This is a genomic window from Streptomyces sp. NPDC059166, from assembly GCF_042755185.1.
Lineage (GTDB): Bacteria > Actinomycetota > Actinomycetes > Streptomycetales > Streptomycetaceae > Streptomyces.
In genome coordinates this window covers 173,004-186,025 of record NZ_JBHZCI010000006.1, presented here as the reverse complement: position 1 = coordinate 186,025, position 13,022 = coordinate 173,004, and the positions used below count along the sequence as shown (strand labels likewise).

Annotated in this window: 12 protein-coding genes; 5 read left to right on the top strand and 7 right to left on the bottom strand. The window is 73.1% G+C overall.

All coding sequences use genetic code 11. From position 1 onward, the window contains the following. Positions 1-28 precede the first annotated feature (28 nt). The 4 genes from ACFXOA_RS07050 to ACFXOA_RS07035 all read right to left on the bottom strand — a co-directional run bounded on the left by ACFXOA_RS07050 (position 29) and on the right by ACFXOA_RS07035 (position 4,961). Positions 29-529: a cupin domain-containing protein gene (locus tag ACFXOA_RS07050; protein ID WP_385023447.1), complete on the bottom strand. Its 501-nt coding sequence runs from the start codon at positions 527-529 to the stop codon at positions 29-31. A 209-nt stretch (positions 530-738) separates the two neighbouring features. Further along, the gene (locus ACFXOA_RS07045; protein WP_385023445.1) at positions 739-2,193 is read right to left on the bottom strand and encodes a M20/M25/M40 family metallo-hydrolase; all 1,455 of its coding nucleotides are present in this window, start codon (positions 2,191-2,193) and stop codon (positions 739-741) included. Beyond that, entirely contained in the window at positions 2,186-3,250 is a 1,065-nt protein-coding gene (locus ACFXOA_RS07040) for a DUF917 family protein (RefSeq protein ID WP_385023443.1), read from the bottom strand. Before ACFXOA_RS07040 ends, ACFXOA_RS07045 begins: the two co-directional genes overlap by 8 nt. A gap of 76 nt (positions 3,251-3,326) precedes the next feature. Continuing rightward, positions 3,327-4,961, bottom strand: a complete 1,635-nt coding sequence (locus ACFXOA_RS07035; RefSeq protein WP_385023441.1) for an OPT/YSL family transporter — start codon at positions 4,959-4,961, stop codon at positions 3,327-3,329. A 239-nt stretch (positions 4,962-5,200) separates the two neighbouring features. On the opposite strand from ACFXOA_RS07035, the gene ACFXOA_RS07030 reads away from it, so the two are divergent. Next, positions 5,201-5,974, top strand: coding sequence for an IclR family transcriptional regulator (locus ACFXOA_RS07030; protein WP_385023439.1), 774 nt, complete (start codon positions 5,201-5,203; stop codon positions 5,972-5,974). 144 nt (positions 5,975-6,118) lie between these two features. On the opposite strand, the gene ACFXOA_RS07025 is transcribed toward ACFXOA_RS07030, so the two are convergent. Continuing rightward, positions 6,119-6,835: an AroM family protein gene (locus tag ACFXOA_RS07025; RefSeq protein ID WP_385023437.1), complete on the bottom strand. Its 717-nt coding sequence runs from the start codon at positions 6,833-6,835 to the stop codon at positions 6,119-6,121. A gap of 291 nt (positions 6,836-7,126) precedes the next feature. Between ACFXOA_RS07025 and ACFXOA_RS07020 the strand changes: the two genes are divergently transcribed. From ACFXOA_RS07020 to ACFXOA_RS07005, 4 genes are all read left to right on the top strand, one after another. Then, on the top strand, positions 7,127-8,707 hold the full coding sequence (locus ACFXOA_RS07020) for a hypothetical protein (protein ID WP_385023435.1): 1,581 nt from the start codon (positions 7,127-7,129) through the stop codon (positions 8,705-8,707). A gap of 178 nt (positions 8,708-8,885) precedes the next feature. After that, positions 8,886-9,713: an NmrA family transcriptional regulator gene (locus ACFXOA_RS07015; RefSeq protein ID WP_385023433.1), complete on the top strand. Its 828-nt coding sequence runs from the start codon at positions 8,886-8,888 to the stop codon at positions 9,711-9,713. 103 nt (positions 9,714-9,816) lie between these two features. Then, on the top strand, positions 9,817-10,809 hold the full coding sequence (locus ACFXOA_RS07010) for an AraC family transcriptional regulator (protein ID WP_385023431.1): 993 nt from the start codon (positions 9,817-9,819) through the stop codon (positions 10,807-10,809). A gap of 138 nt (positions 10,810-10,947) precedes the next feature. Continuing rightward, positions 10,948-11,529, top strand: coding sequence for a DUF1772 domain-containing protein (locus ACFXOA_RS07005; RefSeq protein ID WP_385023429.1), 582 nt, complete (start codon positions 10,948-10,950; stop codon positions 11,527-11,529). A gap of 125 nt (positions 11,530-11,654) precedes the next feature. On the opposite strand, the gene ACFXOA_RS07000 is transcribed toward ACFXOA_RS07005, so the two are convergent. After that, positions 11,655-12,776 (bottom strand): winged helix DNA-binding domain-containing protein, encoded by a 1,122-nt coding sequence (locus ACFXOA_RS07000; protein ID WP_385023427.1) that lies wholly within the window; start codon positions 12,774-12,776, stop codon positions 11,655-11,657. Between the two features lie 8 nt (positions 12,777-12,784). Then, positions 12,785-12,907, bottom strand: coding sequence for a hypothetical protein (locus tag ACFXOA_RS06995; protein ID WP_385023425.1), 123 nt, complete (start codon positions 12,905-12,907; stop codon positions 12,785-12,787). Positions 12,908-13,022 lie beyond the last annotated feature (115 nt).

Sequence of the window (13,022 nt, the reverse complement as noted above, 5' to 3'; positions counted from 1 at the left end):
GGCCGGGGCGCCGGGTTCCCCCGGCGCCTCACGGGTAGCGGTGGCCCGGGTCGGTCCAGTACGTGTCGTGCCTGAGGAAGAACTCCGCCCGCTCGTGCTCCGGCCAGTCGGAGACCTGCCCGACCTTCTCGAAGTACTCCTCCCGGGGCGCCCCCGGGGTGAAGAGCAGCAGCATGGTGGCGGGCTCCGGGGAGTCGTTGCGGAAGGCGTGCAGGCCCCCCTGGGGCACGTACAGGAAGTCCCCCGGCTCGGTGTCGGTCCACCGTTCGCCGTCGTGGATCCGTACCGTCCCGTCGAGGACGTAGAACGACTCCGAGATCGTCCGGTGGAAGTGTTCGGGCGGCCCTCCGGCCCTGGGGCCCATGGTGATGCGGTACAGCCCGAACTCCCCGTGCGTCGATCCGGTGGTGGCCAGGTAGTCGGTGCTGCCGCCACCGCGGTTCAGCAGGTTCGGGGTGGTGCCGGTCGGGCGGTACCGCGCACTGATCTCCCCCGTGCCGTCCAGGTACAGCGGGTCCGGGTACGACATCGCGCTCTCCCTGCCTCCGGTCGTGGACCGGTCCGCGTCCCCCGCGCGCCGGGCAGCAGCCGCCCGCCGCCGGGGTGCTCGCTCTCCTCCCACCACCGTACGACGGGCCCCGGCGCCGGGCTCATCGGCGCCGGGGCCCGTCGTACGCGGCTCAGGGGGTCAGGGCCCGTCGTATGCGGCTCAGGGGGTCAGGGCCCGTCGTACGCGGCTCAGGGGGCCAGGGCGAAGGCGTTGAGCGTGAGCGCCAGGCAGGCCGTCAGGCGTTTCGCGTACGGCACGTGCAGGGACTCGTTCGGGCCGTGGGCGTTGGCCCCGGGCCCCAGCACCCCGCAGGCCACGAACTGGGCGGCGGGGAACTGCCGGGTCAGCTTCCCCATGAGCGGGATCGTGCCGCCCTGTCCGATCCTGGCGACGTCGGCGCCGTCGAAGCAGGCGCGGCTCGCGGCGGACAGGGCCTCGCGCAGCCACGGCTGCTCGGGCGGCGCGTGCCAGCCGTCGGCCAGGACCCGGTCCGGGGTGAAGCGGACCTGCGCCCCGTGCGGGGGGTCGGACTCCAGGAGGCGCCCGATCTCGGCGACGGCGGCGGCGCTGTCCACCTCCGGGGGCAGGCGCAGGGAGAGTTTCACCGCGGTGCGCGGGCGCAGCACGTTGCCCGCCTTCGCGACGGGCGGCAGGCCGTCGGCCCCGGTGACCGCGAGGCTCGGACGCCAGGCCCGGGCGAGGAGGAGTTCCTCCGGGTCGCGGGTCACCGGTCCCGTGCGGTTTCCGTCCTCGTCCTCGTGCCAGTCGAAGCGACGCCACACCTGGTCGCCCAGGAGTCCGGCGGCCGTACGGGCCTGCTCGCGGCGTTCCGCCGGCACCTCGCACCGCAGGGCGTCCGGGCGGATCCCGCCGGTGGCGCTGTCCTCCAGCCGGTCGAGGAGGTGGCGCAGCACGCGGAACGACGAGGGCACGACGCCGCCCGCGTCGCCGGAGTGGGCGCCGTCACCGAGGACCCGGACGTCGAGGGTGCCTCCGCAGTGGCCGCGCAGTGACGTGACCAGCCACAGCCGCTCGTAGTCTCCGGCGCCGGAGTCGAGGCAGACGACGAGGCCGATCTCGCCCAGCCGCGGGGCCAGTTCGGCGAACCAGTGGTCCAGGTCGGGGCTGCCGGACTCCTCGCCGGCCTCGAAGACGCCGACGCAGCGGGGCCGGGCCGCCTGCTGCGCCGCGAGGGCGCGTACGGCGGTCACGGCGGCGGGCAGGGCGTATCCGTCGTCGGCACCGCCCCGCCCGTACAGCAGGGGGCCGTCCTGGACCGGCTCCCAGGCGGAGAGGCCGTCGGCCCACCCGTCGCCCTCGGGCTGCTTGTCGAGGTGCCCGTAGAACAGGACGGTCTCCTCGGCCCGCGTGCCGTCCCCGGGTACCTCGAAGAAGACCAGGGGCGTGCGTCCGGGGGCGCGCAGGACCTCCACCCGCATCCCGGGGAGGGTGACCGTGCGCAGCCAGGCGGCGGCCGCGTCGGCGCTCCGGTCGAGGAAGCCGTTGGACTCCCAGTCCGGGTCGAACGCCGGGCTGAGGGCGGGGAGGCGGATGTGGTCCCGGACGAGGGGCAGCACCTCCCCGTCCCAGCGGGCGTCGCAGAAGTCGCGTACGCGCCCGGCGTCGGCTGCCCGCTCAGGCATGGGCCGGGACCCGGGCCGCGGGGGCGAAGGGGAAGCCGAGCAGGTCCTCCACCGGTGCGTACACCTCGGGCTGGTACATCGTCGACGACAGGAGCAGGTTGGCGGCCGGGGCGAGGAGGACGTCGACCCGCTTGCCGACGGCGACGTCGGCGGAGGCCAGCGGGGCGCCGTCCTCACCGAAGGTGGTGATGAGGTCGGGGAAGGCGGCACGGCGTTCGCCGCCGAGCTCCAGGGTCATGTACTCGTTGACGAAGTGCAGCGTGGTGCCCGCCTCGTCGTCCAGCACGGCGACGCCCACGTCGAGGCCCTCGCGCGTCTCGCAGCGGTATTCGACGACCTTCCCGGTCGCGACGATCTCGCCGCCCAGGTGGTCGGCCGCACCGGTGGGGCCGTCGGCGAGGTACCTGCGGCCGAGTTCGATGGCGAAGCCGATGGCGCCGGGCGCCCCGTGCTTCACGGCGTATCCCACCTCGACGGGGTTGCGGGCGACGCCCACCCAGCCGCCGGCCTCGACCGACGCGCGGCGGACCACGGAGGAGGTGCCCTCCAGCCCGCCGGTCACGGCTCCGTCGACGTAGGTGTACGGCTTGCCGCCCGCGTAGCCCTGCACGGTGCGGTAGCCCTCCTCCTGGTGCAGGCCCATCGCGCCCATCACGCTGGAGGGGTGGGCGCGGCCGTTGCAGGCGAGGTCGATGACGGGCAGTCCGGTCATCGCCGAGTGGAACCAGCCGTTGATGGTGGTCTCGGCGCCGTTCTCGTTGGTGTGGATCGCGGCGAGCGGGCGGGGCAGGTCCCGGCGCAGCAGCTCCAGGGCGCGCAGCAGGTGGGTGGGCAGGACCAGCGGGTCGGTGGCGGCGGGCGCGCCGACCAGGGCCACCGTGGCGGTGAGGTCCTCGGGTGCGAACTCGTCGGCGCTCCACAGCTCGGGCGCGCCGACCTGGAGGGCGAGTTCGGCCGTACGCAGCCCTCGCTCGACGAATCCTCCTCCGCCGCCTCCGAGCACGGCTCCGCCGTACACGGCCGCGCGGATGTCGTCATGGGTGAGCTGTCGCTTCACGGGGTGCTCCTGGGGTGTTGCCGGACCTGCGTACGTGCCGGGGTGTGGGTGAGGGCGGAGTGGGAGGAGGTGCTGGTCACTTGCGCAGCGCGTCGAGCGCGCCGTGGCCGAAGGAGTAGAGGGCGTCGCCCGCGATGGCGCCACCGGCGAAGACCTCCAGGTCCTCCTTGGCGCGGCGGCCGAACAGCCGGGGCGCGAGCACCCGGCAGACCAGTCCGGCCGCCACCATCCAGCCCGCCATGGGCGTGGTGATGAGGAGGCCGGTGGCCAGCAGGATGCCGAGCTGGCGGCGTGGCCCGCCCAGGAGCTGCACCAGGGCGCCGGGGATCGCCCAGAGGGCGAGGTCGCCCGCGATGCCTCCGGAGGGGCCCGCCTTGATGGCGGCGACGTAGGCCGCGTCGATGGGCGGGATCTTCCCGCCGTCGAAGAACATCCGGTAGGAGACGAGCACCACGACGACGGCCACGCCGAAGCCGATCATCGCGGCGATCAGCTGCTGGCGGCGGCCCTCGACGTCGAACGCCGGGTCGCCGTCGTCGGTGCGCAGCAGGTGACCGGTCTTGAGGTCGTAGCCCATGTCGGCGAAGGCCGGGCCGGTGGCCGCGGTGAAGCCCGCCAGGACCACGAGGGCCTCGGGCGGGAAGCCGATGAGGATGCCGAGCAGCACGGTGATCAGCGCGATCGCGAACGCGGGGAACCATCCGGCGTGCATGGCGGCGATACCGACGAGCAGTTCGTGGACGAAGGCGGCGGCCGTCGCGTACACGATGAAGCCGACCAGCATGCCGGGGCTCATGTGCGTGGCGATGCCGGTGCCGAAGGTCAGCAGCAGGGCGATGACCAGGTAGGCACCGCCGCCGATCCCCATCGCCCGTCCTGGGCGGCGGGTGGCCTCGGCCCGGCCCGGTGCCGCCTCACCGCTCTTGGCGCGGCCGGCGAGGACGACGCGGCCGACCTGGAACAGGGCCACCAGGCCCGCCCCGATCATCATCCCGTGCGGCAGGTGGATCGCGTTGATGTCCACACCGGTGAGGGTGTCCGCGTACGAGGTGATCAGCAGGCCGGCACCGAAGGCGATCATCGCGCCGAGCCCGCCGATGAGGGCGACACCGAAGGCCGACATGGGCAGGGCGAAGGCGGATCCGATCGCACCCGCCAGCAGACCGGCCCCCAGCACCTTGGCGCGCCGGCCGCCCCCGTCGCCGGCCTTGATGGCCTCGGCCGCGGCGATGCCGGGCGGCCAGGGGTTGTCGGCGGGGAAGGCCGGGGTGTTGAAGAGGCGGTACAGCAGCCAGGCGTCGACGAGCATCGCGGCCGCGACGCCGATCAGCATCGGCATCACCATGTCGGGCAGCCCGAAGAGGTACGGGATGCCGATCGGCAGGAACAGGCTGTTGGCGGCGCCGAAGGTGGCCGAGGAGATGCTGGTCTGGGCGAGGTTCTGGGCGTGCATCGAGCGGTAGCCGCGGAAGGCGACCAGCGGGATGCGGGCCAGCGTCATCGCCGCGAGCGCGCCGACGAGTGAGGTGCTGGGGGTGATTCCCAGCGTGGCGAGCAGCTGCATACCCACGACGGCGCCGAAGAGGCTGAGCACCACGGTGAGGATGAGGTTCCCCGGTGCGAGGGCGCGCGGGTGGCGCCGTGGGGAGCGCGCGGACGGTTCGGCGCGCGTGGCCTCGTCCGACGGGGCGGTGTCGGCGTGATGGCTCATGGGTGCTCCTGACGGGGCGGCGGGCCGTTCGCCCTGCCGGTCACTGGGAGAGTGCAAATTCCTCTGGTTCCATATTCTGGAACCATGTCCAACAATCTGGACTAGGCAGGATCATCGGCTCGGAAGGGGCTCGCAGTCAAGGAGTCTCAGAATGTGGGCGGTCCGCCCAGGGAGCGCGGCCGCATACCATCGGACGCGGGACGGCCGGGGGAGGCCGCGGAGGAACGAAAGGGCAGACGGTGAGCACACTCGTCAACGCGCGGGACGTCCTGCGCCTCCTGGCGCATCTGCAGAGGGACGTCACGGTGACCGACGTGGCGGGCGAGCTCGGTCTCCCGAAGAGCTCCGTCTCGCGGACCCTCAGCATGATGGCGGAGTACGGCTTCCTGGAGCGTGACCCCCTCACCCGCGCCTACCGCCCGGGCGGGCTGATCATGGAGGCCTCCTACCACTTCCGCGCCTCACGCGGCGCGGTGTCGCTGCTGGAGGAGGAGGTGGCCCGGCTGGTCGCCGACACCGGGTACACCGGTTACGTCGATGTCCTCGACGGCAGCGAGTCGCTCGTGCTGCACATGCGGATCAGCACCACCGGCGCGCTTCAGGCATACACCCCGGCGGGCACCCGGGCGCCCGCGTACGCCAGCTCCATGGGACGGGCACTGCTGGCCCGGCTGGAGGACGCGCAGGTCATGCGGCTGGTCGACGCGCGGATCGAGAGCAGCGCGGGCGGGGCGCCGAAGACCCGCAAGGACCTTCTCGCCCAGCTGGCCCGGGTGCGCGCCGACGGGTGGGAGTTCTCCCGCGGGGAGTACGTGCCCGGGGTGGCCGGCATCTCGGCGGCGGTCGTGGACGGCGACACGGGCCAGATCTTCGGCATCGGCATCGCCCTGCCCGCCCCCGACCTCCGCGAGGACATGCCCGAGCGTTTCGGCCGGGCCGTACGGGACGCCGCCCTGAGGGTGGGCAAGCGGATCGGCGACCCGTACTGGCTGCGCCACACGGCAGGCGGCTGACGGCGGATCCGGCCGCGCGGATGCGGCCTGGGGGGGCCGCGTGAGGCCGGGCATCCGCGTGTACGCGGCCTGCGGGGCCGCGTGAGGCCGGCGCCGCAAGAAGCGCGGATGCCCGGAGGCACCGGGGCGCCCGGCACCGGGCACCTACCGGAGCAGCGGTCCGGTCCAGGCGGCCACCATCGCGCCCGAGGTGAGCACCGGCACGGTCAGGCCCGCACGCCGCAGTGCGGCGTGGTGCCGCTCGCCGTAGCCCATGCAGTCGAGGACGACCGCCCGCGCTCCCCCGTCGACGAGCGCCCGGGCGGCCTCGGCCAGCCGGCTCTCGTCCCCGTAGGGCGAAGCCGTCGCGAACTCCGGTGCGGGGCTGAGCCCTTGCCACTTCTCACGCGCCTCCGCCACCTGCTCCGGCAGCGGCACCACCACCCCGACGGGCGCGCCGCCCAGGAGTGTTTCCACGTAGGCGGTGACCAGGACGTCGGGCTCGACCAGGCGCGCACGGCGTGTCCGAAGTCCGGGGAACTTCCCCGTACAGAGCACGACGATCACATCCACTCCCCCGGACCCCACGGGCCCCGGGCCCTGCTCGGCACCGGCCTCCAGGCCGTCGATCAGCCGCTGGAGCCCGTCCGCCACGGCGTCCGCGTCCAGGGTGACGGCCTCCCCGTCGGTAAGTCGGCTGATCAGAGTGGCGGCACTGCCCGGCGAGGCTCCGAAACCCTCTTCCGCCTCGGCGCGCCCGAGGCCGTCCAGCACCCCGGCGTGCCGCACCCGCACCTGCGGCGGCAGGGCCCTCTCGATCGCCTCGGAGAGATCGGGACGAGGCGCCTGACCGATCGTCACGAATGCCAGGGTGCTTCCCATGCGCGTAAACCCCTTCAGCAAGTTCCAGATTCTGGTAACGAGTTCCAGAAACTGTATATCCGACAGGTCTTAGCTCAAGGGGACGGTGCCTCGGCGGCCGCCGCCTCCCTCCTGCGCGTGGGAGACGGCCGGCGGTCCTCCGGTCCGGGCGGGCGGACGGACGCGGGCCGTGGCAGACGGGCGGGGACAGACGGGCGGCCGGACACACACCATTTCCCTGCCGCTCCCCTGCTGTTGGCCGGGCCCGGCTACTCTCCCCTCGCCCCGGTCCGCCGCAGGAGAGGTACCGCCATGAGCACCCCGGTCCACCGCGCCCCCTCCCGGCAGGCCGCCTCCGCTCCCGTGACGGCGCAGGGGCGCCGGGACCGGAGCCGGTCCGGGAGTCCGCACGGGAACGTGGCGGGGCGGACCCTCCTCGACATCCGGACCGGCGCCGGCAACCGGGCGGCGACCGTGGCGGTGCAGCGCGCCCGGGGCAGCGCGAAGGGGAAGGAACGCGAAGGCGCCCCCGCGCCCGCGGCTCCCGCCGCGTCCACGAGCTTCCGCGACCGGATCGCGGCGATCCTCGACAGGATCAAGAAGAACTTCGAAGTGGTCGACACCTTCGTGAAGAACGTCCACGTCCCGGCCAACGCCGGTTTCTCGCAACAGGCTTCCGCGACCGCGAACGAGGGCCTGAAACATTCCACCGCCGCTTCCGGGGCGGCCGCCACCTCCGGGAACCTCCTCACCGAGGCCACCGGCACCGTGCTCAGCGGCATGGACGCGGTCAAGGCGAAGGAGAAGGCCGACAAGCAGGGCAGCGGGGCCGCCTTCCACGAGTCGAAGAAGAAGTTCAACTCCAAGGGGACGGACTCGGTCGTCGGCGCCGTCGGCACGGCGACGTACGCCCTCGGTATCGCCAAGGAGGCGACCAAGGCGCAGAAGGCGGCGAACGCCCTGGCCGTCACCGAGGCGAGCGGCATCGCCTCCGGCGTCACCGGCGGCGTGAAGGGTGCACGCGCCGCGATCCGTACCGGGGGGACCGCCCGCAAGCACCGCGCCCTGAAGAAACTGCCGATGCCCGAGCGCACCGAGGCCGCGGCGCTGGCCCGCCTCGACCAGGCGCGCCAGGACGCCGAGTGGGCCGCTGCAGAGGCGTACGTCGCCCTGGACATGCAGTGGGACCACGACGAGGAGGGGCGCCTGGAGCGGGTCTCCGAGGCCATCGACATGGCCTGGGGAGCGATGGGGGACGCCCGCGACGCCGTCCGGGACCTCCGGCAGGCCGAGGACCTCAACACGATCAACGAGGTGCACTCGTACGCGCTGGGCAAGCAGCGGAACAAGATGGGCAAGCAGGCGCTGACCGCCGTCGGGGAGTCCACCAAGGCCGCCGGCGGGATCGTGACGGCGGTCGCCGCCACCGCGGGCGGAGCCGGGCTCGCGAGCAACCCGGTCGGATGGGGCCTCGCCGCCGGCGCGGCAGGCCTCATCCTCGGGGTCACCGCCTACCGGGCGGGGCGCGCCGGCATGAAGCGGTACGACGGTGCCCGGCACCCCGAGCGCTGGGCGGAGGAGGGCTCCGCGGCGGAGCCCGCGACCCGTGGGGACGCGCTGAAGGAGGCGCTCAAGTTCTGGAAGAAGGTGGAGAACGGCGAACGTCAGGCGATGGCCAGGAAGATCTACGCCCTGGCGGCGGGCCCCGGCATCACCGGGAGCGGTGACACCACGGACGAGATGCGGGAGTCGGCCAGAGCCCTCCTCGTCGCCCTCAAGGCCGGCCCCGCCAACCACCGGCTGACTCCGGAGGAATGGGCCGGTTCACTCGACGACCCGGCGAAGAAGGCGGCCTGGGTGAAGGAGATCGCGGAGCAGCTGTCCTCGGCCTGACGAGCGCCTCGTCGGGCCGAGGACAGCTGCTCCGCGACGCCACTCCGGGGAGGCGGGACCAGCCCGGGCAGCCGGGACCGGGGTCTCGGGCAGCGCGTTCCCGGGGCGAGACGATCGCGTATGAAGGTGAGAGCTGGAGCCATGTTCCGTCTTCGGTCCCGAGACTTCAATGGACGTCATGAACACTCGGACACGGAACACCACCCCCGTACTCGTCATCGGCGGCACCGGGAAGACCGGGCGGCGCGTCGCGGAGCGGCTGCGGATACTCGGCCGCGCGGTCAGGATCGGGTCGCGGGGCGGCCGGATCCCCTTCGACTGGGAGAACGAGAGCACCTGGGGCGCTGCGCTCGACGGAGCAGGCGCCGCGTATGTGAGTTACTACCCGGATCTGGCCTTCCCCGGCGCCAGGGAGACGATCGGCCGCTTCGCCGCCCTGGCCGTCGAACGGGGGGTCCGGCGACTGGTGTTGCTCTCCGGCCGCGGGGAGGAGGGCGCCGTGGCCGCCGAGGACGCGCTCAAGGGGTCCGGCTGCGACTGGACCGTCGTACGCGCCAACTGGTTCGACCAGAACTTCAGCGAAGGCTTCTTCCTGGACCTCGTACGCGCGGGTGAACTCGCCCTCCCCGCAGGCGACTCCGTCGAACCGTTCGTCGACGCCGACGACATCGCCGATGTGGCGGTCGCCGCGCTCACCGACGACCGGCACATCGGCAGGACGTACGAGCTGTCCGGTCCGCGCCTGCTGAGCTTCACCGACGTCGCCCGGGAGTTGTCGGCGGCCACCGGCCGCACCATCACATACGCCCCGGTCGGTGCCGACGGATACCGCGCGGCCCTGCGCGAGCTGGGCGAACCGGAGGAGTTCGCCGACCTCTTCACCCTCATCGTCGACGGGCGCAACGCCACCCTGGTGCACGGTGTCCGTGAGGCACTCGGGCGCGAGCCCAGGGACTTCGCGGACTACGCCAAGGAGGCCGCGGCGACCGGGGTCTGGGACCTGTGACCGGGCGTCGGCCGTCCGCAGTTCCCGATCAACAGCACGCCGGGCACGGCGAGTTGACACACTGAACGCGCACGGTCCAGGTCGGCGCACGGGGGTGATGGTGGTGGATGCTCTCAGCGGGCTGCTGGAGAGTCCGAAGGCGCGTGGCGCCTTCCTGCTGAAATCTGTGTTCAACCCCCCGTGGGGGCTGCGCGTCGAGGACCGCGCACCCCTGTCGCTGGTCACCCTGATGCACGGCTCGGCATGGGTGCTCCGCGACGGCGGCGAACCGTTGCGTATCACCGCCGGGGACGTGGCCGTGATACGGGGGCCCGAGCCGTACACGCTCGCCGACGACCCGGCGACCCCTCCCGCCATCACGATCGACCCCGATCAGCGCTGCACCACCGTCGCGGGGCAGGACGTCGCCGATTCCATGTCCCTGGGCGTGCGCACCTGGGGTGAGCCGCACCGCGCCGGGTCGACCGTGATGCTGAGCGGCACCTATCAGGCGCCCAACGAAGTCGGCCGGAGGCTGCTCGCCGGTCTGCCCGCGATGCTCGTCCAGCCGGCGTCGGCCGCGCGGGCCCCGTTGATCGCCATGCTCGCGGCGGAGGTCGACAAGGAGGACATCGGCCAGGAGGTCGTCCTGGACCGGCTGCTCGACCTGCTCCTCGTCAACGTCCTCCGGGCATGGCTGACCGAACCCGGGACGGGTGCGCCGCTCCGGTTCCGGGCGCAGAGCGACCCAGTGGTGGGGCAAGCCATCCGCCTGCTGCACGAGCAGCCCGGCCGGCCCTGGACGGTGGCCTCGCTCGCAACCGCCGTCGGCGTCTCCCGGGCGGCTCTCGCCCGGCAGTTCACGGAGCTGGTCGGTGAACCGCCGATCTCCTATCTGACCGGCTGGCGGCTGGCACTCGCCTGCGAGATGCTGCGGGACCCGGGGCTCTCGGTCGCCCATGTCGCCGCGAAGGTGGGGTACTCGGGACCGTTCGCGCTGAGCACCGCGTTCAAGCGCGAACTAGGCGTCAGCCCGAAGGAGTTCCGCCAAGGCAAGCGGCCGAGGGAGTCCACGGCCGGCGGACCTGACGGGCGGACCGTGGTCCTCGGCCGGTGAGCCGGCCGAGCAGGCGGGACACCTGCCGTACATCCCTTGGCGCGTCGCCGGCGGTTCCGGACGCGCACCGCTCTCCTCATGACGCGCAAACCGCGCGACCGACCGATCGACCGAATCGACCGAATCGAAAGGATGGCCGTGAGCCACCACCCCACTTCCGGCCCCGTACCACTGGCTCCTTCCGGCCGCCCGCCCACGCCCCTGCCCGCAGGCCGCGACCGGGCATCCGGACCGCTCCTGGTGGCCTCCGTCCTGTGCACCGGCCTGATGGCCGGGCTGTTCTTCGCCTACGACGTCTCAGTCATGCCGGGCCTCGCCGAACTGGACGACCGCGCCTACGCCACGGCCATGCAGCGCTTCAACGCGATGCTCGACGGCAGCCCGCTCTTCGGCCTGCTCTTCGTCGCCACGCTCGGGCTCACCGTCGCCGCAGCGATCGTCGCGTTCCGCCGGAAGAGGCGCACGGTCGCGGTGCCGCTGGTCGTCGCGGCCGCCTGCTACCTGGCGGTCCTCGTGATCACCGTCGCGATCAGCCTCCCGCTCAACTCGGAACTGGCCGCGCTCGGCGACCCCGACACCGCCCAGGGGGTCCACGCGGTGATCGAGAAGTTCACGTCGGTGTGGGTGCCGCTGAACGTGGCGCGCACCGCGCTGTGCGTCGTGAGTCTCGGCGCCCTCTGTTCGGCCTTGATCCGGCACGGGCGGGCGACGACGCGGTAGACACGACCCTGCGCCCACGGTGCACGCGGGCCCACCCGCACCGCGGGCGCGCCCTGCCCCACCGAGGAGCCGGCCGGGCGCAGCCATGTCCGGGGCAGGGGCCTCGGCTCCCGGCCCCGGAGCTGTCAGGCGTCCACGATGCGGAGCTCGCGCGACGCGCCGTCCTCGGACGCGAACTCCAGCAGCCTTTCGCCCTCAGCCGTCAGTTCCTTGCGCTCGCGTCTGCCGATCCGGGTGAAGAGCTGCACATCGACGGTGGTCGACGCCCGCCCCTGGTCGATCCGCCAGGCCCCGGCCACGAATCCGTCCACCAGGATCGTCCCGGGGATCACGGCGTTCCTGGTCGCGATCGCCTTGCGGTGGGCGTCGCTGATGATTCTGGTGCGGTCCGCGTGGGAGAGGATCGCGTTGTCGTACGGGGCCAGATAGCGCACCGGTGCGGGCGCGTCGCCGCCCGGCCGGGGCGCGTCCGGCAGGTCCAGCAGCTCGTGCCCCTCCTCGTGGCGCAGGGAGACCAGTTGCGGGCGCAGCCGCTCGACGACGGCGCGCAGCCGGGTGAGCCCGGACCATGCCTGGATGTCCTTGACGGTGGCGGGGCCGAAGGCCGCCAGGTACCGCAGGACGAGCTGGTCGATGTCGGCCTCGGGGTCCAGGTCACCGCCGATCCAGTCCTGCGTCAGTGCGTACGTCGGCTGCCCGCTCATCCCCCAGACCCCCCGGGGCGGGATCTGCACCACCGGCAGCAGACTGCGTACGACGTTGCTGAGGGCGTCGGCGGGGTGGGCGGGCCAGAGCGCACGCAGGGCCGCACTCAGATCGCCGACGGTCCGGGGGCCCTTCTCCAGCAGCGCGCGGCCCGCCTCGGCGACCTCCGCCACGTCCAGACCGCTCAGGTCCTTGGCGAAGGTGGTCGTCAGGCTCCGTTCCAGGAACGGCTGGAGGCAGGGCCGCAGCCGGCGGCAGTCCGCGGCGGTGACCAGATGGACGGTGCCGCGCATCAGCGCGATGCGTACCGCCCGCCGGCCGGTGAGGAGGCCGGCCAGCTCCTGCGGGCCGAACGCCTCCAGCCGGCACCACAGGCCGTAGTAGGGCGGCATGGGCGCCTGGGCCTGCAGGCCCACAAGGTGCTCCAGCGCGGCCTCGGCGGTCATCTCGCGCCTGCCTGACAACAACTGGCGCTCCAGGAAGGCTCGGTTGAGCGCCCGCCGGTCGAGCACACCGGCGGGCCGGGATTCGGTGGTGGCCATCTGACCTCTCAGTCCAGGAGAGCGAGCAACGGCTGTGGTTCGCCGACGAGTGCGGGGGCCGCCTCGTCCGCGGCGTGGCCGCCGCCTTCCTGATCCTTCCAGTACCGCAGCCGGAGATGCTGTTCGCCCATGACCGTCGCGGTCACGTGTCCCCCGGGACGCCGTTGCCACCGGCAGGTGCGCGGGCGCGCGTCGGCTCCTTTCCGACCCTCCCGGACCCGCGGTCCCGACTCACCTCCGCGGAGG

Excerpts from the sequence above, each read along its gene's own strand:
- ACFXOA_RS07035 (WP_385023441.1), bottom strand. The coding sequence starts at position 4,961 with ATGAGCCATCACGCCGACACCGCCCCGTCGGACGAGGCCACGCGCGCC.
- ACFXOA_RS07000 (WP_385023427.1), bottom strand. The coding sequence starts at position 12,776 with ATGGCCACCACCGAATCCCGGCCCGCCGGTGTGCTCGACCGGCGGGCG.
- ACFXOA_RS07025 (WP_385023437.1), bottom strand. The coding sequence starts at position 6,835 with ATGGGAAGCACCCTGGCATTCGTGACGATCGGTCAGGCGCCTCGTCCC.
- ACFXOA_RS07015 (WP_385023433.1), top strand. The coding sequence starts at position 8,886 with ATGAACACTCGGACACGGAACACCACCCCCGTACTCGTCATCGGCGGC.
- ACFXOA_RS07020 (WP_385023435.1), top strand. The coding sequence starts at position 7,127 with ATGAGCACCCCGGTCCACCGCGCCCCCTCCCGGCAGGCCGCCTCCGCT.
- ACFXOA_RS07050 (WP_385023447.1), bottom strand. The coding sequence starts at position 529 with ATGTCGTACCCGGACCCGCTGTACCTGGACGGCACGGGGGAGATCAGT.
- ACFXOA_RS06995 (WP_385023425.1), bottom strand. The coding sequence starts at position 12,907 with ATGGGCGAACAGCATCTCCGGCTGCGGTACTGGAAGGATCAGGAAGGC.
- ACFXOA_RS07045 (WP_385023445.1), bottom strand. The coding sequence starts at position 2,193 with ATGCCTGAGCGGGCAGCCGACGCCGGGCGCGTACGCGACTTCTGCGAC.